General features: G+C 70.0%; 26 protein-coding genes and 1 other RNA gene. 10 read left to right on the plus strand and 17 right to left on the minus strand.

Annotated features, from left to right (window positions below):
- Window positions 1-21 precede the first annotated feature (21 nt).
- From ffs to V6M57_RS13970, 7 genes are all read left to right on the plus strand, one after another.
- Window positions 22-117, plus strand: an RNA gene (gene ffs / locus V6M57_RS13940) — signal recognition particle sRNA small type.
- A 202-nt stretch (window positions 118-319) separates the two neighbouring features.
- Window positions 320-775: a hypothetical protein gene (locus V6M57_RS13945; RefSeq protein WP_332815599.1), complete on the plus strand. Its 456-nt coding sequence runs from the start codon at window positions 320-322 to the stop codon at window positions 773-775.
- A 114-nt stretch (window positions 776-889) separates the two neighbouring features.
- Window positions 890-1,222, plus strand: a complete 333-nt coding sequence (gene trxA, locus V6M57_RS13950; protein WP_332815600.1) for a thioredoxin TrxA — start codon at window positions 890-892, stop codon at window positions 1,220-1,222.
- 260 nt (window positions 1,223-1,482) lie between these two features.
- Window positions 1,483-2,748: a transcription termination factor Rho gene (gene rho / locus V6M57_RS13955; protein WP_332815601.1), complete on the plus strand. Its 1,266-nt coding sequence runs from the start codon at window positions 1,483-1,485 to the stop codon at window positions 2,746-2,748.
- Window positions 2,749-2,837: 89 nt separating this feature from the next.
- The gene (locus V6M57_RS13960; RefSeq protein WP_332815602.1) at window positions 2,838-3,098 is read left to right on the plus strand and encodes a type B 50S ribosomal protein L31; all 261 of its coding nucleotides are present in this window, start codon (window positions 2,838-2,840) and stop codon (window positions 3,096-3,098) included.
- A gap of 82 nt (window positions 3,099-3,180) precedes the next feature.
- Window positions 3,181-4,869, plus strand: coding sequence for a hypothetical protein (locus V6M57_RS13965; protein ID WP_332815603.1), 1,689 nt, complete (start codon window positions 3,181-3,183; stop codon window positions 4,867-4,869).
- On the plus strand, window positions 4,869-6,221 hold the full coding sequence (locus V6M57_RS13970) for an MATE family efflux transporter (protein WP_332815604.1): 1,353 nt from the start codon (window positions 4,869-4,871) through the stop codon (window positions 6,219-6,221). Before V6M57_RS13965 ends, V6M57_RS13970 begins: the two co-directional genes overlap by 1 nt.
- On the opposite strand, the gene phoR is transcribed toward V6M57_RS13970, so the two are convergent.
- From phoR to pstS, 7 genes are all read right to left on the minus strand, one after another.
- Window positions 6,169-7,527, minus strand: coding sequence for a phosphate regulon sensor histidine kinase PhoR (phoR, locus tag V6M57_RS13975; RefSeq protein ID WP_332815605.1), 1,359 nt, complete (start codon window positions 7,525-7,527; stop codon window positions 6,169-6,171). The genes V6M57_RS13970 and phoR overlap by 53 nt on opposite strands.
- A gap of 15 nt (window positions 7,528-7,542) precedes the next feature.
- Window positions 7,543-8,253 carry a phosphate regulon transcriptional regulator PhoB gene (phoB, locus tag V6M57_RS13980; protein ID WP_332815606.1) on the minus strand — a complete coding sequence of 237 codons (711 nt, stop codon included), beginning with the start codon at window positions 8,251-8,253 and terminating at the stop codon, window positions 7,543-7,545.
- Complete coding sequence (gene phoU, locus V6M57_RS13985; RefSeq protein ID WP_332815607.1) at window positions 8,250-8,963, minus strand: phosphate signaling complex protein PhoU; 714 nt, start codon at window positions 8,961-8,963, stop codon at window positions 8,250-8,252. The genes phoB and phoU overlap by 4 nt, the downstream gene beginning before the upstream one ends.
- Window positions 8,964-8,980: 17 nt before the next feature.
- Window positions 8,981-9,754: a phosphate ABC transporter ATP-binding protein PstB gene (pstB, locus tag V6M57_RS13990; protein ID WP_332815608.1), complete on the minus strand. Its 774-nt coding sequence runs from the start codon at window positions 9,752-9,754 to the stop codon at window positions 8,981-8,983.
- 5 nt (window positions 9,755-9,759) lie between these two features.
- Window positions 9,760-10,599, minus strand: coding sequence for a phosphate ABC transporter permease PstA (gene pstA / locus V6M57_RS13995; RefSeq protein ID WP_442968829.1), 840 nt, complete (start codon window positions 10,597-10,599; stop codon window positions 9,760-9,762).
- Between the two features lie 50 nt (window positions 10,600-10,649).
- The gene (gene pstC, locus V6M57_RS14000) at window positions 10,650-11,606 is read right to left on the minus strand and encodes a phosphate ABC transporter permease subunit PstC (RefSeq protein WP_332815626.1); all 957 of its coding nucleotides are present in this window, start codon (window positions 11,604-11,606) and stop codon (window positions 10,650-10,652) included.
- Window positions 11,607-11,705: 99 nt separating this feature from the next.
- Window positions 11,706-12,743, minus strand: a complete 1,038-nt coding sequence (gene pstS / locus V6M57_RS14005; RefSeq protein ID WP_332815610.1) for a phosphate ABC transporter substrate-binding protein PstS — start codon at window positions 12,741-12,743, stop codon at window positions 11,706-11,708.
- Between the two features lie 202 nt (window positions 12,744-12,945).
- Between pstS and V6M57_RS14010 the strand changes: the two genes are divergently transcribed.
- Window positions 12,946-14,088 carry an ABC transporter substrate-binding protein gene (locus tag V6M57_RS14010; RefSeq protein ID WP_332815611.1) on the plus strand — a complete coding sequence of 381 codons (1,143 nt, stop codon included), beginning with the start codon at window positions 12,946-12,948 and terminating at the stop codon, window positions 14,086-14,088.
- 111 nt (window positions 14,089-14,199) lie between these two features.
- Here V6M57_RS14010 and V6M57_RS14015 read toward each other — a convergent pair whose 3' ends face one another.
- The 3 genes from V6M57_RS14015 to V6M57_RS14025 are packed head-to-tail and all read right to left on the minus strand — an operon-like array spanning window position 14,200 to window position 16,857.
- Complete coding sequence (locus tag V6M57_RS14015) at window positions 14,200-15,012, minus strand: GNAT family N-acetyltransferase (RefSeq protein ID WP_332815612.1); 813 nt, start codon at window positions 15,010-15,012, stop codon at window positions 14,200-14,202.
- A 16-nt stretch (window positions 15,013-15,028) separates the two neighbouring features.
- Complete coding sequence (locus tag V6M57_RS14020; protein ID WP_332815613.1) at window positions 15,029-15,856, minus strand: alpha/beta fold hydrolase; 828 nt, start codon at window positions 15,854-15,856, stop codon at window positions 15,029-15,031.
- Complete coding sequence (locus V6M57_RS14025; RefSeq protein ID WP_332815614.1) at window positions 15,853-16,857, minus strand: M14 family zinc carboxypeptidase; 1,005 nt, start codon at window positions 16,855-16,857, stop codon at window positions 15,853-15,855. Before V6M57_RS14025 ends, V6M57_RS14020 begins: the two co-directional genes overlap by 4 nt.
- A gap of 64 nt (window positions 16,858-16,921) precedes the next feature.
- Here V6M57_RS14025 and V6M57_RS14030 point away from each other — a divergent pair, with 64 nt between their 5' ends.
- Window positions 16,922-17,086, plus strand: coding sequence for a hypothetical protein (locus V6M57_RS14030; protein ID WP_332815615.1), 165 nt, complete (start codon window positions 16,922-16,924; stop codon window positions 17,084-17,086).
- A gap of 43 nt (window positions 17,087-17,129) precedes the next feature.
- On the opposite strand, the gene glmM is transcribed toward V6M57_RS14030, so the two are convergent.
- The 4 genes from glmM to V6M57_RS14050 all read right to left on the minus strand — a co-directional run bounded on the left by glmM (window position 17,130) and on the right by V6M57_RS14050 (window position 22,130).
- Entirely contained in the window at window positions 17,130-18,464 is a 1,335-nt protein-coding gene (gene glmM, locus V6M57_RS14035; RefSeq protein WP_332815616.1) for a phosphoglucosamine mutase, read from the minus strand.
- Complete coding sequence (gene folP / locus V6M57_RS14040) at window positions 18,461-19,318, minus strand: dihydropteroate synthase (protein WP_332815617.1); 858 nt, start codon at window positions 19,316-19,318, stop codon at window positions 18,461-18,463. The genes glmM and folP overlap by 4 nt, the downstream gene beginning before the upstream one ends.
- A 74-nt stretch (window positions 19,319-19,392) precedes the next feature.
- Window positions 19,393-21,306, minus strand: a complete 1,914-nt coding sequence (ftsH, locus tag V6M57_RS14045; protein WP_332815618.1) for an ATP-dependent zinc metalloprotease FtsH — start codon at window positions 21,304-21,306, stop codon at window positions 19,393-19,395.
- 149 nt (window positions 21,307-21,455) lie between these two features.
- Window positions 21,456-22,130, minus strand: a complete 675-nt coding sequence (locus V6M57_RS14050) for an RlmE family RNA methyltransferase (RefSeq protein WP_332815619.1) — start codon at window positions 22,128-22,130, stop codon at window positions 21,456-21,458.
- Between the two features lie 36 nt (window positions 22,131-22,166).
- Here V6M57_RS14050 and V6M57_RS14055 point away from each other — a divergent pair, with 36 nt between their 5' ends.
- Window positions 22,167-22,640: a YhbY family RNA-binding protein gene (locus tag V6M57_RS14055; RefSeq protein WP_332815620.1), complete on the plus strand. Its 474-nt coding sequence runs from the start codon at window positions 22,167-22,169 to the stop codon at window positions 22,638-22,640.
- Here V6M57_RS14055 and V6M57_RS14060 read toward each other — a convergent pair.
- The 3 genes from V6M57_RS14060 to carB all read right to left on the minus strand — a co-directional run.
- Complete coding sequence (locus V6M57_RS14060) at window positions 22,637-23,077, minus strand: DUF4149 domain-containing protein (RefSeq protein WP_332815621.1); 441 nt, start codon at window positions 23,075-23,077, stop codon at window positions 22,637-22,639. The genes V6M57_RS14055 and V6M57_RS14060 overlap by 4 nt on opposite strands.
- 7 nt (window positions 23,078-23,084) lie before the next feature.
- Entirely contained in the window at window positions 23,085-23,561 is a 477-nt protein-coding gene (gene greA / locus V6M57_RS14065; RefSeq protein ID WP_332815622.1) for a transcription elongation factor GreA, read from the minus strand.
- 129 nt (window positions 23,562-23,690) lie between these two features.
- Window positions 23,691-26,844: carbamoyl-phosphate synthase large subunit (gene carB / locus V6M57_RS14070; RefSeq protein ID WP_332815623.1), on the minus strand; the 3,154-nt coding region annotated here is incomplete at its 5' end.

Below are 26,844 nucleotides of genomic sequence, written 5' to 3' on the forward strand. Positions count from 1 at the left end.
CACTCGCCTACAATCGACCCTGACGGGCCTCCCCGCATGGTGAAGTGGCCAACCGGGTCAGGTGGGGAACCAAGCAGCCCTAACTGCGGAGCCAGTGCCGGGGTAAGGCTCGTCACCCCTCCCCTCCCGTGCCTCTTGCGTCGTTCGCGCCGGCCTGCGCGGCTGCCCGACAGCGCCGACACCCGGCTGCGGAGGCGTCCCACAAGCCCGGCGCTGAGCCAGGCCGACACTGCCGTGGCATCCGAGGGAGATCGCCATGTGCCACCGGGCTTCCCCGTCCTGCCGCCCGCAGCCGTGCGCGCGCCGCGCGCCGCGCGCGATGTTCTGGATCCTTGCATGCAGCACGCCGATGGCACTGGCGCAGGCGCCCGGCACGCCCGACCTCGCGGTGCAAGGCTTCGACGGGTCGGTGTCCCTGGTCGATCGTCCGCACGTGCCACCCTTGGCGCTGGCCGTGTTGCCTTCGCTGCCGTCGGCCCTGCCGGGGCAGTCCGGCCACGACATCGGCCTGAACTGGCGCACCCGGCTGGCGGACGACCGGGTGATCGACATCACCGCGTGGCGACGCGTGCCGCAGCAGCCGTTCAACGCCATCAGCCAGATCCGGCAGCGCGACCTCCTTTACGGCGCGCGCGTGGAGATGAAGCTGACGCCGGCGCGCTCCCGGTTCGCGACCGAGCTGCGCGCCATCGGGCTGCAGCTGGACAACGGCGCCCGGATCCTGCTGCGCCGCAAGGACGGCAACCCCACGCTGTATTACCGGATGCAGTTCTGAGGCGGCCCTGTCGCGCCGATCAAGGCGTGCTCCCGGTCCACAGCCGGGAGGGGCAAGGGTTTCTGCCAAAATCGTCCGGACCCAAGGCCTCGTACCCCAAGAAAGGATTCCCCCATGGCCAGCGACCTCATCAAGCATGTCTCCGACGCGAGCTTCGAAGCCGACGTCCTGCAAGCCGGCAAACCCGTGCTGGTGGACTACTGGGCCGAGTGGTGCGGCCCGTGCAAGATGATCGCGCCCATCCTGGACGAGGTGTCCGCCACCTACCAGGACAAGCTGCAGATCGCCAAGATGAACGTGGACGAGAACCGCGACATCCCGGCCAAGTTCGGCATCCGCGGCATCCCGACGCTGATGCTGTTCAAGGACGGCCAGCTGGCGGCCACCAAGGTCGGCGCCCTGAGCAAGGCGCAGTTGACCGCTTTCCTGGACCAGCAGCTGGGCTGAGGCTCGCGCAAGGCTGCGCATGCGCTCGCAGGGACTAGGGACTGGGGACTAGGGGAACAGCCAAACAGCCCTGGCCCTAGTCCTAGCCCTTAGCCTGGCCCCTGCCACTAGCCCCTATAATTTCCTCGTTGACGCCGCAAAGCCGGCGGCAGCTTCCCAGAGTTCCCGGTCTGCAAGGCGCCTTCCGCCTTGGCGAAAGACCCTCCCCCACAACACCGAATACAGCGCCCCGCCGGGGTGCACCCACCGCAGCCGCAGCCATGCATCTGAACGAACTCAAGGCGCTCCACGTCTCCGAAGTCCTCAAGCAAGCCGAAGAGCTGGAGATCGAAAACACGGGCCGCATGCGCAAGCAGGAGCTGATGTTCGCGATCATCAAGAAGCGCGCCCGCGCCGGCGAGCAGGTGTTCGCCGACGGGGTGCTGGAGATCCTGCCCGACGGTTTCGGCTTCCTGCGCAGCCCCGACACCAGCTACACGGCCAGCACCGACGACATCTACATCTCGCCTTCGCAGGTGCGCCGCTTCAACCTGCACACCGGCGACATGATCGAAGGGGAGGTCAGGACGCCGAAGGACGGCGAGCGCTACTTCGCGCTGACCAAGCTGGACAAGGTCAACGACGGCCCGCCCGAGCAGAACAAGCACAAGGTGATGTTCGAGGCCCTGACGCCGCTGTTCCCCAAGGAGCAGATGAAGCTGGAGCGCGAGAACTTCAAGGGCGACGAGAACATCACCGCCCGCATCATCGACATCATCGCGCCGATCGGAAAGGGCCAGCGCGCGCTGCTGGTGGCCCCGCCCAAGAGCGGCAAGACGGTGATGATGCAGCACATCGCGCATGCCATCGCGGCCAACTACCCGGACAGCCACATGATGGTGCTGCTGGTGGACGAGCGCCCCGAGGAAGTGACCGAGATGCAGCGCTCGGTCAAGGGCGAGGTCATCGCCTCCACCTTCGACGAGCCGGCCGCGCGCCACGTGCACGTGGCCGAGATGGTGATCGAGCGCGCCAAGCGCCTGGTGGAACTCAAGCGCGACGTGGTGATCCTGCTGGACTCGATCACCCGGCTGGCCCGCGCCTACAACAATGTGGTGCCCTCGTCCGGCAAGGTGCTCACCGGCGGCGTCGACGCCAACGCACTGCAGCGGCCCAAGCGCTTCCTGGGCGCGGCGCGCAACGTGGAGGAAGGCGGCTCGCTGACCATCATCGCCACCGCGCTGATCGACACCGGCTCGCGCATGGACGAGGTGATCTTCGAGGAGTTCAAGGGCACCGGCAACTCCGAGATCCACCTGGACCGGCGCCTGTACGAGAAGCGCGTGTTCCCCTCGATCCAGCTCAATCGCTCGGGCACCCGGCGCGAGGAGCTGCTGCTGGCCCCCGAGATCCTGCAGAAGACCCGCATCCTGCGCCAGTTCATGTACAACATGGACGAGATCGAGGCGATGGAGATGGTGCTCAAGTCGATGAAGGCCACCAAGACCAACGTCGAGTTCTTCGACATGATGCGCCGGGGCGGCTGAGGCGGCCGGCCGCTATAATGGCGGGCTTACCCGCGGAAAGTAGGACGGACGGTCCGGCCCGGCTCCCGCACGCGAAACGAGGAATTCCCATGGCCAAAGAAGGCATCCACCCGAACTACCGCGAAGTGCTCTTCGTGGACCTGTCCAACGGGTTCAAGTTCGTCACGCGCTCGTGCGTCGCGACCCGCGAGACGGGCAAGACCGACGACGGCCGCGAGCTGCCCCTGTTCAAGCTGGACACCTCCAGCGAGTCGCATCCCTTCTACACCGGCACCCAGAAGTCGGTCGACAACATGGGCGGCCGCGTCGAGCGCTTCCGCAACCGATTCGGCAAGACGGCCGCCAAGTAAGGCGCCGCCGGCCGCACCGGGCAGCTCGGGAGACCGCGCTGCCCTTTTTCTTGCCCGCAAGGCGCATGGCACACTTGCCCGCGTGAACCAGCCGACCCCCGCAATCGTCGCCCAGAGCGCCGTGCGACGGCTGCCGCGGCTGGCCTTGCTGCTGTTCTGCGCCGCCTACATCGTCCCGGGCTTCATCGGCCGCGATCCCTGGAAGAACGCCGATGTCACCGCCTTCGGGTACATGCTCGAGTTGGCAGCGGGCCGCAGCGACTGGCTCTCGCCCACGCTGCTGGGGCAACCTCCCGAGTTCGACGCCCTGCTGCCCTACTGGCTGGGCGCCTGGGCGATCCGCCTGTCGCCATCCTGGGTCCCGGCGGACTTCGCCGCCCGCCTGCCCTTCGCGGCCTTGCTGGTGCTGGCGCTGGCCGCCACCTGGTACGCCGTCTACTTCCTGGCCCGCACGCCACGCGCACAGCCGGTGCCCTTCGCCTTCGGCGGCGAGGCCCAGCCCAGGGACTACGCGCGCGCCATCGCCGACGGCGGCCTGCTGGCGCTGATCGCGTGCCTGGGGCTGGCGCAGCTGTCGCACGAGACCACGCCGGCGCTCGCGCAACTCGGGTTCAGCGCCCTCGCCTTCTTCGGCGCCGCCGCCCTGCCCTATCGCACGGCCAGCCCGCTGGTGGCCATCGTGGCCGGCCTGGCCGGGCTGGCCCTCAGCGGCGCGCCCAGCACGGCGGTCCTGCTCGGTGCCGGCAGCGCGCTGGTGACCGTGCTGGACTCGCCGGAGGAAGACCGCCTGCGCCGCCGCCGCTGGCTCTGGGCCGCCCTGTTGCTGGCGACCACGGCGGGCGTGGCCTGGCTGGCCGGCACGCTCGACCTGTGGCGCTGGCGCATTCCCGCGCCCGGCGACCGCGACTGGCATCCGGCGGTGCGCCTGCTGGTCTGGTTCACCTGGCCCGCCGGGCCCCTGGCCGCCTGGACGGTCTGGCGCTGGCGCCGGCAGCTGACGGCGCGCCACGTGGCGCTGCCGTTGTGGTTCGCGCTGGTCGCCATCGGATCCACCCTGCTGACGCACGCCTCCGACCGCTCGCTGTTGCTGGGGCTGCCCGCACTGGCGACGCTGGCCGTGTTCGCGCTGCCGACCCTGCGGCGCAGCGTCGCCTCGCTGATCGACTGGTTCACCCTGCTGTTCTTCACGGGCTGCGCCATCGTGATCTGGGTGGTCTGGATCTCGCTGCACACCGGCGTGCCGGCCAAGCCGGCCGCCAACGTCGCCAAGCTGGCATCGGGGTTCGAGCCGAGCTTCTCGCTGCTGGCGTTCATTGCGGCGCTGGCCGGCACCGTCGCCTGGGGCTGGCTGGTGCGCTGGCGCGCCGGCCGGCACCGCGCCGCCATCTGGAAAAGCCTGGTGCTGCCGGCCGGCGGCGCCGCGCTGTGCTGGCTGCTGCTGATGACGCTGTGGCTGCCGGTGCTGGACTACGCCCGCAGCTACACCGCGGTGGTGCGCGGCGTGACGCAGGCGATGGACGAACCGGGCTGCGTCGAAGTGTTCGGCCTCACGCGCGGGCAGCTGGCCGCGCTGCGCTACCACGGCAAGCTGGATCTCAGGCCGGCCGCAGCGCCGGCCCGGTGCCCCTGGCTGGTCATGGGCTCGGAGTACCAGCCGGCCGCCGGGCTGGCACTGGACATGAAGCAATGGCGCCTGGCCGCCACCGTGCGGCGCCCCACCGACGCCAAGGACAACGTCCTGCTCTACGAACGGCAGTCGCGGGGCGGCTGATGTCCGAGCGCAGTGCCATCGCCCGCCACGCGGGCACCGTGCTGGTGGGCCAGCTCGCCACCATGGCCTTCGGCGTCGCCGACACCCTGATCGCCGGCCGCTACGCCCCGGAGGCGCTGGCGACGCTGTCGGTCGCCTCGGCGGTCTACATCAGCATCTTCGTCGCGCTGCAGGCCATGGTGCAGGCACAACTGCCGGTCTGGGCCGAGCTGCGTGGCGGTGGCCGCGGCCCCGAGATGGGCCGCTCGGTGCGGCAGGCCGTCTGGCTGTGCCTGGCCGGCATCGTGCTGGGCATGGGCGCGCTGCTCTTCCCCGGGCCGCTGCTGCGCTGGGCGGAGGTGCCCCCGCACCTGGAGCAGCAGGTGCTGGCCTACCTGGCCGTGCTGTCGCTGTCGCTGCCGCCCGCCATGCTGTTCCGCGCCTATTCCACCCTGAACCAGGCGCTGAGTCGGCCGGTGATGGTGACCTGGCTGCAGGCGGCATCGCTGCTGGTGAAGGTGCCCCTGTCGATCTGGTTCACCTTCGGCGGGGCCGGCGTGCCGGCGATGGGCCTGGTCGGCTGCGCGTGGGCGACCGTGGCCGTCAACTACCTGCTGGTGGCGCTCGCCGCCTGGACGCTGCGCACCCATTCGCTCTACGAGCCGTACCGGATCTGGGGGGCCCTCGAGCGACCCGACTGGCAGGTGCAGCGCGCCTTTGCGCGCCTGGGCGTGCCGACGGCGCTGGCGGTGATGGTGGAAGTGACCTCGTTCACGCTCATGGCCCTGTTCATCGCACGCCAGGGCACGGTGGCCGCCGCCAGCCACCAGATCGCCAGCAACCTCACCGCCGTGCTCTACATGGTGCCGCTGTCCCTGGGCCTGGCCACCAGCGCCCGCGTCAGCTACTGGCTGGGCGCGCGCGAGGACGGGCGCGCACGCGAGGCCCTGCGCACCGGCCTGCGCCTGACGCTGCTGCTGGCCTGCGCGAGCGCGGCTCTGATCGTGCTTTCGCGCAACGGGCTCGCCCGCCTGTACGCCGGCGACAACCCGCGGGTGGTGCAGATGGCCGCCGGGCTGCTGATGTGGGTGGCGCTGTACCACATCGCCGATGCGATGCAGGCGCTGTGCGTGTTCCTGCTGCGCAGCTTCGGCGTGGCGACCCGGCCGCTGGTGGTCTATTGCGTGCTGCTGTGGGGCGTCGGCCTGGGCGGAGGCTACCTGCTCGCCTACCGTGGGCTGGGGCCGTGGCCGCCCCTGCAGACACCGGCCGCCTTCTGGGGCGCGGGCGGGGTGGCGCTGGCGCTCACGGCCGCCGCGTTCACGGCGTTGCTGTGGCGCGTGGTGCGCTCGCACCGTCCCGTTCCGGCGTGACGATGCGCACCCGCGCCGGCGGCAGCAGGATGGCGAAGGTCGACCCCTCGCCGGGCCGGCTGTCGATGCGCAGTTCCCCGCCATGGCGTTGCACCACGTGCTTGACGATGGCCAGGCCCAGCCCGGTGCCGCCGGTCTCGCGCGAGCGGCTGCGATCGACCCGGTAGAAGCGCTCGGTCAGGCGCGGCAGGTGCTCGGGCGGGATCCCTGGCCCGGTATCGCGCACCGAGAACTCGGCGCGGCCATCCGGCAGGAGCCGCCAGCGCACCTCGATGCGGCCACCCACCGGCGTGTAGCGCACCGCGTTGCTGGCCAGGTTGGACATGGCGCTGAGCAGTTCCGGCGCGGCCCCGGCCACTTCCAGCCCGGCGGGCGCTTCGAACGCGAGTTCGTGCGAGTCCTTGCCCAGCACCGACGACAGCGAACGGGTGTCCTGCTCGCACTGGGCCAGCAGCGCGCCCGCGGCAACCCACTCCGACACGCCGGGCGACGGGCTGCCCTCCAGCCGCGACAGCGTGAGCAGGTCGCTGACCAGCGACTGCATGCGGCGGGCCTGCTGCGCCATCAGCGCGAGATAGCGGACGCGGTCGGCCTCGCCCAGCGGCAGTTGCTGCAGCGTCTCGATGAAGCCGGCCAGCACCGTCAGCGGGGTGCGGACTTCGTGCGAGACGTTGGCGACGAAATCGCGCCGCATGGCGTCGGCCTGCTCGATCGCCGTGACGTCGCGCGCCAGCAGCAGCTTGCGTCCCTCGCCGTACGGGTGCAACTGCAGCGACAGGCGCACCGGCCGGCCCGGCGAGCTGTCGCGGGCGGTGATCACCACGTCGCGGACGTAGTCGCCGGCCGCGTTGTAGTCGGCGAACACCGGGTCGCGCACCAGGTTGCCCACGTGCTGCAGCAGGTCGCGTTCCGGATCGATGCCCAGCTGCCCGGCCGCCGTCTGGTTGCACCACTCGATGCGCCCCTGCGCGTCGAGCAGGACGACGCCGTTGGGCGAGGCCTGGATCGCCGACAGGAACGCCTGCAGGCGCTCGGCCGCCTCCGCCGACGCACGCTCGCGCAGGCGCAGGGCGCGGCGGATGCGGTCGGCGCTTTCGCCCCATGGCCCGGCCACCGCCGGCGGCTCGCCTTCGGCGCCGCCGCGCAGCCAGTTCAGCACGCGCCAGCCCCGCGCCAGGTCGGCCAGGAACCAGGCCATGGCGCCGGCCAGCGCACCGGCCAGCGCGCCGCGCTCGCCGGCCAGCCAGCCGCCCAGCGCCGCGCCCGCGGCTTGCCACAGCACGAACGCAAGCAGGCGGACCGGCATGGGATGGGCGGGGACTCAGTTGCCGCGCGGCGCCACGGCCGGCTGGGCGGCAAAGCGGTAGCCCGCGCCGCGCACGGTTTCCACCATCGCGCCGGCCGGACCCAGCGCCTCGCGCAGGCGCTTGACGTGGACATCGACGGTGCGCTCCTCGATGAACACGTGGTCGCCCCAGACCCTGTCCAGCAGTTGCGAGCGGCTGTGCACCCGCTCGGGATGCCGCATCAGGTAGTTGAGCAGCCGGAACTCGGTCGGTCCCAGCTTGAGCGGCTCGCCGCGCCAGCGCGCCCGGTGCGCCTGCGGGTCAAGCGACAGCTCGCCGATCTGCAAGGCGTGGCCGTCCTGCTCGGGCGCCCGGCGGCGCAGCACCGCGCGGATGCGCGCCAGCAGCTCCTGGGTGGAAAAGGGCTTGGTGATGTAGTCGTCGGCACCGGCGTCCAGCCCGGCCACCTTGTCCGGCTCGTCGCCGCGTGCGGTCAGCATCAGGATGGGAATGGCGCGGGTGCGCTCGCTGGCGCGCCACTTGCGCGCCAGCGCCAGGCCGCTCTGGCCGGGCAGCATCCAGTCCAGCAGGATGGCGTCGGGCAGCACCGCGTCCAGTTCGCGCTGCGCCTGCTCGGCGTCGCCGGCGCAGACCGGCTGGAAGCCGCCGTGGCGCAGGTTCACCGCCACCAGTTCGGCGATGGCCGGCTCGTCCTCCACCACCAGGACGCGGGGATGCTGCTTCATCGGCCTTCCTGGCGCAGCGCGGACTCGACTTCCGCCATGGAGGAATGGCGCACGTCGGCGCCCTTGACCACGTAGATGATGAACTCCGCGATGTTCTTGGCGTGGTCGCCGATGCGCTCCAGCGCCTTGGCCACGAACAGCAGGTCCAGGCTGGCCGAAATGGTGCGCGGGTCTTCCATCATGTAGGTGATGAGCTTGCGCACGAAGCCGTCGAACTCCTGGTCGATCTGGTCGTCGGCCTTGAGGATGGCCAGCGCCGACTCGGTGTCCAGCCGGGCGAAGGCGTCGAGCGCGCGCCGCAGCAGCTCCGATGCCAGGTCGGCCGCCACGCGCAGCTCCGACGCGGGCAGCGAGCGGGAGGCGCCGCTGTCGATGATGGAGTGCACCATGCGCGCGATCTTCGCGGCCTCGTCGCCGACGCGCTCCAGGTTGGCGGTGGTCTTGGAGATCGCCATCAGCAGCCGCAGGTCGCGCGCCGTTGGCTGCCGGCGCGCGATGACGGACGACAGCTCGCGGTCGATGTCCAGCTCCATCGCGTTGACGCGCTGCTCGGTCTGCAGCACCTCCGAGGCGGCGTCGGCGTTGAACTGCGACAGCGCGTACACCGCTTGCCGGATCTGCGATTCGACCAGGCCGCCCAGCTCCATCACGCGCGCGGAAGCGCCGCGCAGGTCGCTGTCGAACTGGGTGGAAAGGTGCTTGTCGGGCATGGGCTTCTCCTGCCGGTTCAGCCGAACCGGCCCGTGATGTAGTCCTCGGTCTCCTTGCGGGCCGGCTTGAAGAAGATCTGCTCGGTCTCGCCCATCTCCACCAGGTCGCCGAGATACATGTAGGCGGTGTAGTCGCTCACGCGGGCCGCCTGCTGCATGTTGTGGGTGACGATGACCACGGTGTACTCGTCCTTGAGCTCGCCGATCAGTTCCTCGATGCGCCCGGTGGAGATCGGATCCAGCGCCGAGCAGGGCTCGTCGAGCAGCAGCACCTCGGGCCTGATGGCGATGCCGCGGGCGATGCACAGGCGCTGCTGCTGGCCGCCGGACAGGCCGGCGCCGCTCTGGCCCAGCTTGTCGCGCACCTCGTTCCACAGCGCCGCCTTGCGCAGCGCCCACTCGACCCGCTCGTCCATGTCGGTCGCGCCCAGGTCCTCGAACAGCCGCACGCCGAAGGCGATGTTGTCGTAGATCGACATGGGAAAGGGCGTGGGCTTCTGGAACACCATGCCGATGCGGGCGCGGATCAGCGCCACGTCCTGTTTGGAGGCCAGCAGGTCCTCGCCATCCAGCACGATCTGCCCCTGCGCGCGCTGGTCCGGGTACAGCTCGTACATGCGGTTGAAGGTGCGCAGCAGCGTCGACTTGCCGCAGCCGGAGGGCCCGATGAAGGCCGTGACCTTCTTCTCCGGGATCTCCAGGTTGATGCCCTTCAGGGCGTGGAACTTGCCGTACCAGAAGTTCAGGTCCTTGACCGCGATCTTGGCGGAGGGCGTTTGCATCGGATTCATGGGGATCAGGTCCGGTTGCGCGTCAGCAGGCGCGCCAGGATGTTCAGGCCCAGCACGGCGGCGGTGATCAGGAACACGGCCGCCCACGCCAGTTGCTGCCAGTTCTCGTAGGGGCTCATGGCGAACTTGAAGATGGTCACCGGCAGGCTGGCCATGGGCTCGCCCATGTCGGAGGTCCAGAACTGGTTGTTCAGCGCGGTGAACAGCAGTGGCGCGGTCTCGCCCGAAATACGCGCCACCGCCAGCAGCACGCCGGTCACCACGCCGGCACGCGCGGCCCGCAGCGTGATCAGCGTGATCACCTTCCACTTGGGCGCGCCCAGCGCGTACGCCGCCTCGCGCAGGCCGGCCGGCACCAGCAGCAGCATGTTCTCGGTGGTGCGGATCACCACCGGGATCACGATCAGCGCCAGCGCCAACGCGCCGGCCCAGCCGGAGAACTGCTTGAAGCGCGCCACCACCACGGCGTAGATGAACAGGCCGATCACGATGGAGGGCGCCGACAGCAGGATGTCGTTGACGAACCGCGTGGTCGAGCCCAGCCAGCCCTGCGGGTCGTACTCGGCCAGGTAGATGCCGGCCAGGATGCCGATCGGGGTGGCGATCAGGGTCGCCGCCGCCACCATCAGCAAGGAGCCGTAGATGGCGTTGGCCAGGCCGCCCGCCTCGTTCGGCGGCGGCGTCATCTCGGTCAGCGTGGACCAGGCCAGGCCGGCGACGCCCAGGTTCACGGTCTCCCACAGGATCCACAGCAGCCAGAACACGCCGAAGGCCATCGCGCCCAGCGAGAGCGCAAGGGCCACCTCGTTGACCCGCTTGCGCGCGGCATAGCGGCGCTCGCGCATCGAGGCTGCATCGGCACGGGCGATCAGCCGCGCGCCGGTTCCGGTATCGCTCATGCCCGCGCCCCCTCGCCCTTGCGCAGGCGCATCAGCAGCAGCTTGGACAGCGCCAGCACCACGAAGGTGATGAAGAACAGGACCAGGCCCAGGTAGATCAGGGCCGACTGGTGCAGTCCGCTGGCCGCCTCGGCGAACTCGTTGGCCAGCGCCGAGGTGATGCTGTTGGCCGGCTGGAAGAGCGACAGCGAGTCGAGCTGGTTGAAGTTGCCGATGACGAAGGTCACGGCCATGGTCTCGCCCAGCGCGCGCCCCAGGCCCAGCATGATGCCGCCGACGACGCCGGCCTTGGTGTAGGGCAGCACGACGCGCCAGACGACCTCCCAGGTCGTCGAGCCCAGTGCATACGCGGACTCCTTCAGCAGCGACGGCGTGACCTCGAACACGTCGCGCATGACGGCCGCGATGAAGGGAATGATCATGATGGCCAGGATGATCCCGGCCGAGAGGATGCCGATGCCCACCGGCGGCCCGGACACCAGCGCGCCCAGGTACGGCACCTCGCCCAGCAGGGCCTGCAGCGGCTGCTGCACCCAGGTCGCCAGGATGGGGCCGAACACCAGCAGGCCCCACATGCCGTAGACGATGGACGGCACCGCCGCCAGCAGTTCGATCGCGGTGCCCAGCGGGCGCTTGAGCCAGGCCGGCGACAGCTCGGTCAGGAACAGCGCGATGCCGAAGCTCACCGGCACCGCGATCACCAGCGCGATCAGCGAGGTGGCGACGGTGCCGTAGATCATCACCAGCCCGCCGTATTCGTTGGCGACCGGATCCCATACGGTGCTGGCCAGGAAACCCAGGCCATAGCGCTCGATGGCCGGCCAGGCGCCGACCACCAGCGAGCCCAGGATGGCCAGCAGCAGGCCCAGGGTGACGAGGGCGGCCCCGCGGGCCGCCCAGCCGAAGGCGCGGTCCGCCCACGGGCCGGCGCGGCCTCGTCCCGGCGGCTTCATGCGGCGCGCCCACGCGCGCACGGACGCGCCGGGGCCTTCGAGGCTGCCATCATGGGCCGGCAGTGTAGAGGACACGCGCGCCGCCTTTTCGCCTGCCGCTTACCGCAGAGCGATGTTCTTGCCGGAGCCGTCCTTCACCTCGGACGCCCACAGCTTGCGGATCTGGTCCTTGACGGCCGCCGGCATGGGCACGTAGTCCAGGCTCTCGGCGGTGGCGTCGCCGTTGGCGTAGGCCCAGTCGAAGAACTTGAGCGCGGCCGCGGCCTGCTCGGGCTTGTCCTGCACCTTGTGCATCAGGATGAAGGTCGCGCCGGTGATCGGCCAGGCTTGCGCGCCCGGCTGGTTGGTCAGGATCTGGTAGAAGCTCTTGCTCCACTCGGCACCGGCGGCCGCCGCCTTGAAGGCCGTGTCGTCCGGCGCGACGAACTGGCCGGCCGAGTTCTGCATCAGTGCGTAGTTCATCCTGTTCTGCTTGACGTACGCGTACTCGACATAGCCGATCGAGTTGGGCAGCCGGCCGACGAACGCGGCGACGCCCTCGTTGCCCTTGCCGCCGGCGCCGGCCGGCCAGTTCACCGCGGTGCCCTCGCCCACCTTGGCCTTCCACTCGGGGTTGACCTTGGACAGGTAGTTGGTGAACAGGAAGCTGGTGCCCGAGCCGTCGGCGCGGCGCACCGGCGCGATGGCGGCGTCCGGCAGGTTCAGCGAGGGGTTCAGGGCCTTGATCGCCGGGTCGCTCCACTTGCTGATCTTGCCCAGGTAGATGTCGCCCAGCACCGGGCCGCTCAGGCGCAGCTGGCCCGCCGCGATGCCCTTGATGTTGACCACCGGCACGACGCCGCCGATCACCGTCGGGAACTGGATCTGGCCCTTCCTGGCGAGGTCCTCGTCCTTGACCGGCGCGTCGGAGGCGCCGAAGTCGACCGTCTTGGCGTCGATCTGGCGAAGGCCGGCACCCGAGCCGACCGACTGGTAGTTGATCTTCACGCCGGTCGCCTTGTTGTAGTCGGCGGCCCACTTGGCGTACAGCGGCGCCGGGAAGCTGGCACCGGCGCCGGTGACTTCCTGCGCGGCAGCCAAGCCGGCGATGGAGAAGGAGACCAGGCCGAGGGCGGCCACGCGGATGTACTTGCTCATGGATGTCAGTCCTTTGCTGGATGGAACCGTAGAGGACTTTAGGAACGCTGGATGACGACTCTAGGAAGCTTTCGTGACAGTTCCGTGACAGGCCCGGATCCTCTCCCGGTGGATTTCGATGCGCCTGTCATGTCCCGGTCACGCTGCCGTCATCGGTGCTCCCTAGCCTCTGTTGCATTTGCTCACAACGGAGAAGATCTCGATGAACCTGCGGGTCCACCCCTTGTCGCCGCGTCGCCGCGCGCTGCTGCTGTCCGCCGCGGCCGGTGCCGTCGCCCCCGCTGCCCTCGCCCAGTCCAGCCGCGCCCCCGCGCGGCCGCTGAAGGTCGCCCAGATCCACGATGCCTCCGCCGCCCAGCAGGACGTCTCCAAGGACTTCCTGATCGGCTCGCGGGCCGCCTGGCAGGCCATCAATGCCAGGGGCGGTGTGCGCGGGCGGCCCGTGACCCACCTCAACCTCGAGGTGGACGGCTCGGAGGCGAGCGTGCGCCGTGCCCTGGACAGCCTGCGCGACGATCCGGCCTGTGTGGTGCTGTCGGGCACCGCCGGCGATCCGGCCGCGGCCGAGGTGGTCCGGCAACTGGAGCGCGAGAACCTGCCGATCGCCCACGTCGCGCCCTGGCTGCAGAACTCCAGCATCGAGGTCGACGAGCGCACCTTCCCCATCTTCGCCGCCCGCCAGGAGCAGATCGGCCATGCCCTGAAGTCGCTGATGGCGGTCGGCATCCGCGACGTCGGCGCCGTCTATGCCTCCGAAGCGGACCACCGGCTCTACCGCGAGGACGTGGAGCGCACCGCAGCGGCCCTGCAGTTGCGGCTGCAGGGCTTTCCGGCCCATGGCGACCTCGCCCGGCTGGGGCAACGCCTGACTCCCGGCACGCCGGCCATCCTGCTGTTCGTCGGCGGCACGCCCGAACTGGTGCAGTTCACCCGGGGACTGGAGAAGCAGCAGCGCCAGCGCTACCTGGTGGCGCTGGCCGATGTGAACCTGCAGACCGTGATGCAGATGGGTGGCGCCCGCAGCACGCCAGTGATCGCGACCCAGGCCGTGCCGATGGTGACCGCCAGCCTGCCGGTGGTGCGGGCCTACCGCGAAACGCTGGCCCGGCTGTTCGACGAACCGCCGGCGGCGCTGTCGCTGGCCGGCTTCATCGCGGCGCGCTCCACCTACGAGGTGCTGGCGGAGATCGAGGGTCCTCTCACGCGGCCGGGCGTGCTGGCCGCGTTCCAGCGGCGCGGCGCGCTGGACGTGGGCGGCTTCCGCGTGAGCTTCGATCCGCGCCGGCGCAGCGGTGGTTATGTCACCCAGAGCATGCTGACGCAGGACGGGCGCGTCGTCGGCTGAGGGCGTTGCAGGGAACACCCGGGGGTCCGGGCGGGCCCAGTGGATCGTCGCCGGACGGCCGGGCCCGCACGCCCCCACCGTCGCCGCGCATCGGCGCCGATGCGGCGGCTCTCAGCGGCGGAGGAAGTGCTTGCGGTAGCGTGCCGCCAGGTCGGCGATGCGCATCAGCATCGGCAGGTCGGCGCTGTTGAAGTCGGGATCCCAGGCCGGTGCCCCGAGCACCCTGGCGCCCAGGCGCAGGTAGCCCTTGATCAGCGCCGGCGGCTCCACCGCCAGCGAGCCGTCGAGCCGCTCCACCGGCAGCGGCAGGCGCGGCCGCACGTGGTACTCGATCGGCGCCAGGTGGGTTTCGCGCAACTGCCGCCAGATGCTGGCCGCGGCATCGCCGCTGACCACGCCGTTGTGCAGCATCGGAATGCTGGCGCAGCCGATCATGGTGTCGAGCCGGTTGCGCACCATGAACTCGGCCAGTGCGCCCCACAGCGCCAGGATCACGCCGCCATGGCGGTGCTGCGGGTGCACGCAACTGCGCCCCAGTTCCACCATGCGGTCGCGCAGGTGGCGCAGCCGGGTGAGGTCGAACTCGGTGTCGCTGTAGGTGCTGCCCACGCGCCGGGCCTGGGCCGGCGTCAGGACGCGGTAGGTGCCCACCACCTCGCCGGATGCCGAATCGCGCACCAGCAGGTGCTCGCAGTAGTCGTCGAACAGGTCGACGTCGTGGCCCGGCACCCAGGTGTCCAGCCGGGCCCCCATCTCGCCGGCGAACACCGCGTGCCTCAGACGCTGCGCTTCCCGGACTTCGTCCAGGTGCTGCGCCCAGGCGACCGTAACCGGCGCAGCCCGTGGCGGATGCGATCGATGAAGCGACCCCCGAGGCAGTGCGATCGGGGACAGCGGCAGGGTGGGGTTGGGCAGTTCGTTCAAGCCGGGCTCCTCTCCTCTATCGATGCCCGGCAGTGTGGGGGGCCAGGATGACCGGCTCATGGCGTTCACGTGGCACTTCGGTGACGCCTGCGTCCGGCCGGGGGAGGCGCCGGGACCACGACAGCACCTGTTCCGCCACCCATTCCGGGTGGTCCATCGGCAGGTCGTGCCCGGCCCAGTCGTGCACCTGCAGGGGCGCGGCCCAGCATTCGGCCAGCCGGCGCGAGCACTCGGCCGACACCAGCCGGTCGCCCCGGGACGCGAGCAGCAGCAGCGGTACCGGCGGCCCCGCTGCCGCAGCCCGGTAGCGGGCGGCGGCCCAGAGCTGCCGCCAGGCGTTGGCCGGGCTCACCGGGCGCAGCTCGGCCAGCTGCGCCCAGGTCTGCGGCACGCCCTCGTGCTGCCAGGGGCGGGCGCTGGTCATGCGCAGCACCCGCTTCTCGCGCGCCAGCGGCGAAAGGCCGGGCAGGAACATGCGGGCCAGCGCCGGGTAGTTGCGCGGCTGCAGGCGCTGCCAGAATGGATTCAGGCCCCCGGCGCTGGCATTGACCAGCACGCAGCCGGCGAGTTCGTGCGGCGCCTGCCGGCCCCATTCGATCGCCACCATCGCGCCGAGCGACATCGCGATCACGATGGGCGGCGCGCCGCGCGTTGCCTGCCGGCGCACCGACTCGGCCATCGCCGGGACCTGCCAGGGACTCTGCGCGCGGCAATGCCGGCCATTGCCCGGCAGGTCGATCGCCTCGACCGGCGCGCCCGAGCGGCGCTCCAGCATGCGGGCGAAGGGGCCCCAGTGGCCCGCCTCCCGCGTGAGCCCGCGCAACAGGATCCAGCGCGCGGTCATCGCGCTGCGTACCAGCGTGCCAGGCCGGCGCGCCGATGATGCTCGCGAGCGTCCCCGGCGGGCAGCCAGCGCGGCGCCGCCAGCGCGGCGCGCACCACGAAATCGAGCAGGGTGAAGTGGCGGCGCAGCACCCGCTGGCGCCGGTGTTCCAGCACCGGATCGAAGATCCCGTTGCGGGAAAGCAGTTGCCTCGGGTTCTTCCTCACCCAGAGCCACGATCCCATCTCCAGCGTCAGGGGCAGGAAGCGGCAGCCCTGCTCCAGCGCCAGCAGGTAGAGGTGGTCCCACAGGTCGCCATGGGCCAGGTAGTGGCGGCTCTGCGGCTCGAAGACGTACGGATGGTGGGGGTGGGTGCGGCTGAAGATCGCGTGCAGCGCGTGCAGTTCCGGCAGGTGCTCGATCGGCTGCGCGCTGTGGGCGAACGGAAACCAGATCCGGTCGCGCATGCCGAATCCGGAATGGCAGTCCAGCGCGAGGCCGAACGGCCGGCCGTGCAGTTCCTGGCGGACCGCCTCGCACAGCGCGGCCGCCTCGGCTTCCATCGGCGCCCCTGCACGGCCGCGGTACCAGGGCAGCCCGGCGCTGATCCGCTGTCCGCCGACCAGCACCGGCACCGGGTGCCTGGCTTCCACCGGCGCATTGCGCATCAGGTCGACCCCCGCGGGGTTGGCGCGCGTGCCGCGCAGCATGCCGCCCGGATTGACCAGCGGCATGAAGATCAGGCGCACGCCTTCCAGCTGGCGGTGCAGCGTCTCGTCCCAGTCCAGCCGCGCAACCAGGCTGCGCAGCCACGCGATCACGACCTGGGCGCCGATGCGCTCCAGGCCGTGCACGCCACCGAAAAAGCCGACGGCCGGCACGTACGGCGCGGGATTGCCGACGGCGATGCGGTAGACCGGCAGGCGGTCTTCGCCCACGCTGGCGACACGGCGCACGTCGATCCGGTGGGCACCGGCTTCGAGCGCCAATTCGAGATCCTCGAGTTCGGGCAACTGGGGCATGGCGGCGATGCGGCCCAGCTTAGGCGCCGCCCGTGACACGAAAAAGTCACGCGCGCCCGATACGGTGGGCGCATCCGACATCGCCAGCGAAATGCGACTGCGCTGCCCCGGCCCCACCCGCTTGCTCGTGCTCGCCGCCGCACTGCTCGGCGGCGCCGGCGAGCTGTTGGCGTTGCAGGCCTGGCGCCTGCGCGACCGGGTGGCCGGGCGTGGCCGCGAGCCCGCCTAGCCCCGGTGTTCCCCGAACGGCTCGCCTTCTGCGCAGCGGCGCTTCAGCCGCCCTGGATGGCCTGCGCGAGTTGCTGGGCACCCTCTTTCGCCAGGGCCTCGTCCTGCGCCTCGACCATCACGCGCACCACCGGCTCGGTGCCGCTCGGGCGGATCAGGATGCGCCCCCGCTCGCCCAGGCGCTGCTCCAGGGCCTGCTGCGCGGCAGGCAGTCCTCGGCTCTTCTTCCAGTCCTGGCCCGGCTGCAGGCGGACGTTGACCAGGGTCTGCGGATAGAGGTGCACGCCCTGCAGTGCCTGCGCCAGCGACTGGCCGCTGCGGGCACAGGCCTTGAGCACCTGCAGCGCACTGATCAGGCCGTCGCCGGTGGTGTGCTTGTCCAGCGCCAGCAGGTGCCCCGAGCCCTCCCCGCCGAGCAGCCAGCCGCGCCTGTCCAGTTCTTCCAGCACGTAGCGGTCGCCCACCTTGGCGCGCACGAACTCGACGTCGAGGGCCCGCAGCGCGACCTCGACGGCCATGTTGGTCATCAGGGTGCCGACCACGCCGGGCACCCGCTCGCCGCGCGCGAGCCGGTCGGTGGCCATCACGTACAGCAGCTCGTCGCCGTTGTACAGGCGGCCGCTGCCGTCCACCAGCTGCAGCCGGTCGGCATCGCCGTCCAGCGCGATGCCGAAGTCGGCGCCGTGCTCGCGCACGGCCTGCACCAGCGCCTCCGGATGGGTGGCGCCGCAATTGCGGTTGATGTTCGTGCCATCGGGCGCGCACCCGATGCAGTGGACCTCGGCGCCCAGTTCATGGAACACCTTGGGTGCGATGTGGTAGGCGGCCCCATGGGCCGCGTCGACCACGACGGTCAGGCCCTTGAGCGTGAGGTCGCTGGCGAAGGTGCTCTTGCAGAACTCGATGTAGCGGCCGGGCGCGTCGTCCAGCCGGCGCGCCTTGCCCAGGCTGGCGGAATCGGCCCAGGCGGGCGATTCCTGCAGCGCGGCCTCGACGTCCAGCTCCCACTGGTCGGGCAGCTTGCTGCCCTGGGCACTGAAGAACTTGATGCCGTTGTCGCCGAACGGGTTGTGGCTGGCGCTGATCACAGCCCCCAGGCTGGCGCGCTGGGCCCGGGTCAGGTACGCCACGCCCGGCGTGGGCAGCGGCCCGAGCAGGACCACGTCGACGCCGGCGGAATTGAAGCCGGACTCCAGCGCGCTCTCCAGCATGTAGCCGGAGATGCGGGTGTCCTTGCCGATCAGCACGGTGGGGCGCGGCTCGGAACGCTTGAGCACCCTGCCGACGGCATGCGCGAGGCGCAGCACGAAGTCGGGCGTGATGGGCGCCTGGCCGACGGTGCCGCGAATGCCGTCGGTGCCGAAATACTGCCTGTTCATGTCGTGGGCCTCCCTTCGCGCCCCTGTTGCTGACGGTTCATCGCCGCCCAGACCTTGAGTGCCGCCACCGTCTCGCCCACGTCGTGCACCCGCACGATGCGGGCGCCGCGGTCGACCGCCAGCAGGGCGGCCGCCACGCTGGGTGCCATGCGGTTGTCCACGGGAAGACCGGTGACCTGGCCCAGGGAGGACTTGCGCGACCAGCCGGCCAGCACAGGATAACCGTGGGCCAGCAGTTCCTGCTGCCGCGCCAGCAAGGCGAAATTCTGCTCCACCGTCTTGCCGAATCCGATGCCCGGATCCCAGACGATGCGCCCGGCGGCCACGCCACGCGCCTGCAAGGCACGGCTCTGCGCCTGCAGGAATGCGACCACCTGCGGCACGGCGTCGCCCCCCATCGGCGCCTGTTGCATGGTGCGAGGCTCGCCGTGCATGTGCATGAGGCACACGCCGCATCCCGGGTGTCCGGCGACTGCATCCAGCGCCCCTGGCTGGCGCAAGGCGCAGATGTCGTTGACGATGTCGATCCCGAGGTCCAGCGCCCGGCGCATCACCTCGGGCTTGTAGGTATCCAGTGAAACGGGCACACCCAGCCGGATCGCGCCCTGCAGCACCGGCAGCACGCGCGCGAGTTCCTCCTCCAGCGACACCGGCGCGATGCCCGGGCGGGTGGACTCGCCGCCGATGTCCAGGATGTCGGCGCCCTGCTGCAGCAGGCGCTCGCAGTGCTGCAGGGCGGCGCGCGCATCGAGCAAGCGTCCGCCGTCGGAGAACGAGTCCGGCGTGAGGTTGACGATCCCCATCACCCTCGGACTCGACAGGTCGATGCGGAAGCGGCTGGTTTGCCAATGCATGGGTCGTGATTGTGTGTCGGCGCCGGCCACGACAAAGGGCCCCGTGGGGCCCTTTCTGTTCGCCGCGAGCGCGTTCAGGCCGCCGTCGGGGCCGGGTTGTCGGCGCCCACGGGCGCTCCACCCGAGCCGCCGCCGGAGGACGGCGTGCGAGGCGTGAAGTCCTTGGGCGGACGCGGATCCTTGCCGGCCATGATGTCGTCGAGCTGCTCGGCGTCGATGGTTTCCCACTCGAGCAGGGCCTTGGCCATGGCGTGCATCTTGTCCTGGTTGTCCTCGATCAGCTTGCGCGCCAGCGTGTACTGCTCGTCGATGATGCGGCGCACCTCGCTGTCGACCTTCTGCATGGTCTGCTCGCTGATGTTGGTGGTCTTGGTGACCGAACGGCCCAGGAACACCTCGCCCTCGTTCTCGGCATAGACCATGGGGCCCAGCGCGTCCGACATGCCGTAGCGCATGACCATGTCGCGCGCCAGGTGGGTGGCCCGCTCGAAGTCGTTGCTCGCGCCGGTGGTCATCTGGTTCATGAACACCTCTTCCGCGATCCGCCCGCCGAACAGCATGCTGATCTGGTTGAGCATGTACTCGCGGTCGTAGCTGTAGCGGTCCTGCGAGGGCAGGCTCATGGTCACGCCGAGCGCGCGGCCGCGCGGGATGATGGTGACCTTGTGCACCGGGTCGCACTTGGGCAGCAGCTTGCCGATCAGGGCGTGGCCGGACTCGTGGTAGGCCGTGTTGCGGCGCTCTTCCTCGGGCATGACCATGCTCTTGCGCTCGGGGCCCATCAGGATCTTGTCCTTGGCCTTCTCGAAGTCCTGCATCTCGACCACGCGGGCGTTGCGGCGCGCGGCCATCAGGGCCGCCTCGTTGCACAGGTTGGCCAGGTCGGCGCCCGACATGCCCGGCGTGCCGCGCGCGATGATCTCGGCCTTGACGTCCTGGCCGATCGGGATCTTGCGCATGTGCACGTTGAGGATCTGCTCGCGGCCGCGGATGTCCGGCAGCTGCACGTAGACCTGGCGGTCGAAGCGGCCGGGGCGCAGCAGCGCGGCGTCGAGGATGTCGGGGCGGTTGGTGGCGGCGATCACGATGACGCCGAGGTTGGTCTCGAAGCCGTCCATCTCGACCAGCATCTGGTTGAGGGTCTGCTCGCGCTCGTCGTTGCCGCCGCCCAGGCCGGCGCCGCGCTGGCGGCCGACCGCGTCGATTTCGTCGATGAAGATGATGCAGGGCGCGTTCTTCTTGGCGTTCTCGAACATGTCGCGCACCCGGGCCGCGCCGACGCCGACGAACATCTCGACGAAGTCGGAGCCGGAGATCGAGAAGAACGGCACCTTGGCCTCGCCGGCGATGCCCTTGGCCAGCAGCGTCTTGCCGGTGCCCGGGGGGCCGACCAGCAGCAGGCCGCGCGGGATGCGCCCGCCGAGCTTCTGGAACTTCTGCGGGTCCTTCAGGAAGTCGACCACTTCCTTGACTTCCTCTTTCGCTTCGTCACAGCCGGCTACATCGGCAAAGGTCACCTGGTTGTTGTTCTCGTCGAGCATGCGCGCCTTGCTCTTGCCGAACGAGAACGCCCCGCCCTTGCCGCCGCCCTGCATCTGTCGCATGAAGTAGATCCACACGCCGATCAGCAGCAGCATCGGGCCCCAGCTCACGAGCAAGGTCATGAGCAGGGAGCCTTCCTCGCGCGGCTTGACGTCGAACTTGACGTCGTTGTTGATCAGGTCGCCGACCAGCCCGCGGTCCAGGTAGGTGGCCGTGGTGCGGATCTTGCGGTCGTCGCTGGTGATGGCCACGATCTCGGTGCCGCCCGGGCCTTCCTGGATGACCGCATTCTTGATGCGCTTGGCGCGCACTTCCTCCAGGAAATCGGAGTAACCCATGACGCTGGCCCCGGCCGCGCCACGCGTGTCGAACTGCTTGAACACCGTGAACAGCACGAGCGCAATGACGAGCCAGACGGCGATTTTCGAGAACCACTGATTGTTCAACTCGGAACTCCGGGATGCGTGCCTGTGCGGCACCTCAGGCAGATGCGCCCCATTCTAGGGGTTTCAAGTCGTGGAACCCTGCCATGGCGCAAGGACCCGGCCAGACAAAAGGTGACAGGCGGTACGCCCGGACGGCCCCTGCGGGCCGCTCAAGCTCCGCGCCCGGCGGGGTTCTTCAGGCCGATCCCGACCAGGAAGGTTTCCGATGACCGGTCCCGCGATGCCTTGGGCTTCAGGGGCTTGACGACCCGGAAGGTCTCCTTGAACAGGCGCACCAGCTGGCTGTAGCCGCTGCCGTGGAACACCTTGGTCACGAGAACCCCCTCCGGCCTGAGGTGCCCGCGGGCGAATTCCACGGCCAGCTCGACCAGGTGGCTGATGCGGGCGGCGTCGGCCGCGGCGATGCCGGACAGGTTGGGGGCCATGTCCGAGACCACGACGTCCGCCTTGCGTCCGGCGACCGCCTGCTCCAGCCGGGCCAGCACGTCAGCCTCGCGGAAGTCGCCCTGCAGGAAGGCCACCCCCTCGACCGGCTCCATGGGCAGGATGTCCAGCGCGATGATGGTGCCGTCCAGTTCGCCGGCGGCCGCCCCCCCGGGCGCCAGCCTGCGGCGCACGTACTGGCTCCAGGCGCCGGGCGCCGAGCCGAGGTCCACCACCAGCTGGCCGGGCCGGATCAGGCTGAGCGCCTCGTCGATTTCCTTGAGCTTGTAGGCCGCGCGGGCGCGGTAGCCCTCCTTCTGCGCCAGCCGGACGTACGGATCGTTGACGTGGTCGTTCAGCCAGGCCTTGTTGACCTTGGCGCTGCGGGTCTTGACTTTCACTCGGGGGCCTTCGGGGTGCGCGGGATAATAGCCGCCATGCCCGCCCTCGAATTGTCCATCGCCGAACGCAAGGCCCACCGGGCCGATGCCCACCACCTCGATCCGGTGGTGATGATCGGCCAGGAGGGCCTGACCCCCGCCGTGCTCAAGGAAACCGACGCGGCGCTCAACGCCCACGGCCTGATCAAGGTCCGCGTCCAGGGCGACGACCGCGGGCAACGCGAAGCCATCTACCGGCAACTGGCCGACGAGCTCGGCGCCGCCCCCATCCAGCACATCGGCAAGCTGCTGGTGCTGTGGCGGCCCGAACCGCTGAAGGAAAAGCCGGTCGACGAGGATCGCAAGCCCGGCCCGCGCGAATTCAAGGTGCTCAAGTACAGCTCGCGCGGCGGCCAGCGGCCCGAGGTCAAGACCCTGCGGGTGCTGGGCAACCAGCGCCTGACCGCCGGCGGCCAGGTCAAGCGGGCCAAGCCCAAGCAGAAGTCGGTGAAGAAGGGCCGGTCGGGTTAGCCCCGCCGCCGGCCACCTTCGCCATCCCCGCGCGTCACCCGCCAGAGCACCACCAGCGCGCACGCCCACTGCAGCACGTAGGCCGCGCTGCCGGCGGTGTGCCACAGGCGAAGGTTCTGGCGGGCCATGATGCGAGGCGCGATGGCGAACTCGAGCAGCAGCGCGAGCAGCAAGCCCGCCAGCACGAAAGCGACCGCCCCTGCCGCCCAGTCCATGCTCGGTGCCTCGCCCTTGCGGCGCGACGAGAGCAGCAGCGCCACGCCGCAGCCGACGCCGACCCAGGCCTGGGCCTGGAACAGCTTGGCGGCGGTCTGCCCGGCCAGCGCCGGCGTGGGCAGATGGGCGAACAGCAGCGGCACCGCCAGGAAGCCGATCGCGCCCAGGCTGCCCCACCACAGGGCCGCTGCCAGCACCGCCACCCGCTGCCGCCAGGCCATGGACCGTTCAGGCGTAGCGGACCGCGACGATCTCGTAGTGCCTGATGCCGCCGGGCGCCTGCACTTCGGCGGTGTCGCCTTCCTCCTTGCCGATCAGCGCGCGGGCGATCGGGCTGGAGATGTTGATCAGGCCTTCCTTCAGGTCGGCCTCGTCCTCGCCGACGATCTGGTACTTCACCTGCTCGCCGGAATCCTCTTCCTCCAGTTCCACCGTGGCGCCGAACACCACCTTGCCGCCGGCATCGAGCTGGCCCGGATCGATGACCTGGGCCGCGGCCAGCTTGCCTTCGAGCTCGCGGATGCGGCCCTCGATGAAGCCCTGGCGGTCCTTGGCGGCGTCGTACTCGGCGTTCTCCGACAGGTCGCCCTGCGCGCGCGCCTCGGCGATGGCGTTGATCACCGCCGGACGTTGCACCGTCTTGAGGTGGTGCAGCTCGGCCTTGAGCTTCTCGGCGCCTCGCCGGGTGATGGGGATGGTGGCCATGTCTCGTGTTGCCCTGTTTCGCGGATCCAAAGGAAAACCGCCGGACGTTGCCGACCGGCGGTGTGTTGATGGGGCCAATTATGCCGAAATCCCGGCCGGCCGCAGCGGGCCGGGAAGGCCCGCGGCTGCTCAGGCCAGCTGCGCGTGCAGCTCCTGCAACGAGTACACGACGAGGTCGTCCACGTACTTCATGCCCTCCACCGCCGCCTCGGCGCCCCAGATGGTGGTGAAGGTGGTGACCCGCGCCAGCAGCGCCGAAGTGCGGATGGCGCGCGAGTCGGCGATCGCGTTGCGGCGCTCCTCGACGGTGTTGATCACCATGCCGATCTCGTCGTTCTTGATCATGTCGACCACGTGCGGCCTGCCTTCGGCCACCTTGTTGACGGTCTGGCAGGGAATGCCGGCCGCGGCAATGGCGGCGGCCGTTCCCTTGGTGGCCACCAGCTCGAAGCCCATGGCGGCCAGCTGGCGCGCGATGTCCACCGCGCGCGGCTTGTCGCTGTTCTTCACCGTGAGGAACACCTTCCTGGCCGCATCGGTCGGCCGGGGCAGCCGGGTGCCGGCGCCGAGCTGGCTCTTGACGAAGGCCTCGCCGAAGGTCCGGCCCACGCCCATCACCTCGCCGGTGGACTTCATCTCCGGGCCCAGGATGGTGTCCACGCCGGGGAACTTGACGAACGGGAACACCGCCTCCTTGACGCTGAAGTACGGCGGCGTGACCTCCTCGCGGATGCCCTGCTCGTCCAGCGACTGGCCGACCATGCAGCGCGCCGCCACCTTGGCCAGCTGGATGCCGGTGGCCTTGCTGACGTAGGGCACGGTGCGCGAGGCGCGCGGATTGACCTCCAGCACGTAGATCACGTCGCCATCGTCGCCCTCCTGGATGGCGAACTGCACGTTCATCAGGCCCACCACGTTCAGCGCCCGGGCCATCGCCGCGGTCTGCCGCTTGAGCTCCTCGACCGTGGCCTTCGACAGCGAATACGGCGGCAGCGAGCAGGCCGAGTCGCCCGAATGCACGCCGGCCTGCTCGATGTGCTCCATCACGCCGCCGATGAAGGTCCTCTGGCCGTCCGACAGGCAGTCGACGTCGCACTCGGTGGCGTCGTTCAGGAAGCGGTCCAGCAGCACGGGCGAGTCGTTGGAGACCTTGACCGCCTCGCGCATGTAGCGCTCCAGGTCGCGCTGCTCGTGCACGATCTCCATGGCCCGGCCGCCCAGCACGTAGCTGGGCCGCACCACCAGCGGGTAGCCCAGGGACTGGGCCTTCTGCAGCGCTTCCGCCTCGGTGCGCGCGGTGGCGTTGGGCGGCTGGCGCAGGCCCAGCTCGTTGAGCAGCTTCTGGAAGCGCTCGCGGTCCTCGGCGGCGTCGATCATGTCGGGGCTGGTGCCGATGATGGGCACGCCCTCGGCCTCCAGGCCCAGCGCCAGCTTCAGCGGCGTCTGCCCGCCGTACTGCACGATCACGCCGGTGGGCTTCTCCTTGTCGACGATCTCCAGCACGTCCTCCAGCGTCAGCGGCTCGAAGTACAGGCGGTCGGAGGTGTCGTAGTCGGTCGAGACGGTCTCCGGGTTGCAGTTGACCATGATGGTCTCGTAGCCGTCTTCCCGCAGCGCCAGCGCCGCGTGCACGCAGCAGTAGTCGAACTCGATGCCCTGGCCGATGCGGTTGGGCCCGCCGCCCAGCACCATGATCTTCTTGCGGTTGGTGGGCTCGGCCTCGCACTCGTCCTCGTAGGTCGAGTACATGTAGGCGGTGTCGGTGGCGAACTCGGCCGCGCAGGTGTCGACCCGCTTGTAGACCGGGCGCACGCCGAGCTGCTTGCGCCGCTCGCGCACCGCCTTGTCGCTGGTCTTGAGCAGCTTGGCCAGGCGGCGGTCGGAGAAGCCCTTGCGCTTGAGCAGGCGCAACTGCTTCGCGTCGAGCGAGGCCAGCGCGCCCTCGCCTTTCGCTTCCGCGATCCGGTCCAGCTCGAGCTCGATCTTCACGATCTCCTCGATCTGCACCAGGAACCAGCTGTCGATCTTCGTCAGGTCCTGGACTTCCTCCACGCTCCAGCCGGCGGCGAAGGCGTCGCCCACGTACCAGATGCGCTCCGGGCCGGGTTCGCCCAGCTCCTTTTCCAGCACCTCGCGGTCCTGGGTCTTCTCGTTCATGCCGTCGACGCCGACCTCCAGGCCGCGCAGCGCCTTCTGGAACGACTCCTGGAAGGTACGGCCCATCGCCATGACCTCGCCGACCGACTTCATCTGGGTGGTCAGGCGGTCGTCCGCCTGCGGGAACTTCTCGAAGGCGAAGCGCGGGATCTTGGTGACCACGTAGTCGATGGTCGGCTCGAAACTCGCCGGCGTGGCGCCACCCGTGATCTCGTTGCGCAGCTCGTCGAGCGTGTAGCCCACGGCCAGCTTGGCCGCCACCTTGGCGATCGGGAACCCCGTGGCCTTGGACGCCAGCGCCGAGGAGCGCGACACCCGCGGGTTCATCTCGATCACGATCATGCGGCCATCCTGGGGGTTGACCGCGAACTGCACGTTGGAGCCGCCGGTGTCGACGCCGATCTCGCGCAGCACCGCCAGCGAGGCGTTGCGCATGATCTGGTATTCCTTGTCGGTCAGCGTCTGCGCGGGCGCCACGGTGATGGAGTCGCCGGTGTGCACGCCCATCGGGTCGAGGTTCTCGATCGAGCAGACGATGATGCAGTTGTCCGCCCTGTCGCGGACCACCTCCATCTCGAACTCCTTCCAGCCGAGCAGCGACTCCTCGATCAGCAGCTCGCTGGTGGGCGAGGCCTCCAGGCCGCGCTTGCAGATGACCTCGAATTCCTCGGGGTTGTAGGCGATGCCGCCGCCGGTGCCGCCCAGCGTGAAGCTGGGCCGGATCACGGTCGGGAAGCCCACGCTCTTTTGCACCGCCCAGGCCTCGTCCATCGAGTGGGCGATGCCGGAGCGGGCCGAGCCGAGGCCGATCTTCGTCATCGCCTCCTTGAACTTCTGCCGGTCCTCGGCCTTGTCGATGGCCTCGGGCGTGGCGCCGATCAGCTCGACGCCGTGCCTGTCCAGCACGCCGTTGCGCCAGAGGTCGAGCGCGCAGTTCAGCGCGGTCTGGCCGCCCATGGTGGGCAGGATCGCGTCGGGCTTCTCCTTGGCGATGATCTTCTCGACCGTCTGCCAGGTGATCGGCTCGATGTAGGTGACGTCGGCCGTGGCCGGGTCGGTCATGATCGTCGCCGGGTTGGAGTTGATCAGGATGACCTTGTAGCCCTCCTCGCGCAGCGCCTTGCAG

This window comes from Ramlibacter sp. (genome assembly GCF_036676645.1).
GTDB lineage: Bacteria > Pseudomonadota > Gammaproteobacteria > Burkholderiales > Burkholderiaceae_C > Ramlibacter.